Source organism: Bacillus cereus group sp. BfR-BA-01441 (assembly GCF_022663075.1).
Classification (GTDB): domain Bacteria; phylum Bacillota; class Bacilli; order Bacillales; family Bacillaceae_G; genus Bacillus_A; species Bacillus_A cereus.
In genome coordinates this window covers 1-223 of sequence record NZ_JAKUEU010000400.1, presented here as the reverse complement: position 1 = coordinate 223, position 223 = coordinate 1, and the positions used below count along the sequence as shown (strand labels likewise).

Below are 223 nucleotides of genomic sequence, written 5' to 3'. Positions count from 1 at the left end.
AGTTAACTCCTCTATATTCTCATACTCAAAAAATAATGTTTGAGGTAATTGACCAAGGTCTTCCTCTAATTTATTTATTAACTCCATTGTTATTATAGAGTCCAAACCATATGCTTCCATTGGGACATCCTCTTCTATACTACTGACTGGTATTTTCGTATATAAAGAAATTTGTTCTTTTAAATAGTAAGTAACTTTCTCTTTTAAATGATCCCTGGATATT

At 29.6% G+C, this 223-nt stretch carries 1 protein-coding gene; it reads right to left on the bottom strand.

Features of this window, described 5'->3' with window-relative positions; all coding sequences use genetic code 11:
• Positions 1-222 (bottom strand): acyl carrier protein (locus MR107_RS31845; protein WP_472926414.1); only part of this gene is annotated, 222 nt, incomplete at its 3' end.
• Between the last annotated feature and the right edge of the window lies 1 nt (position 223).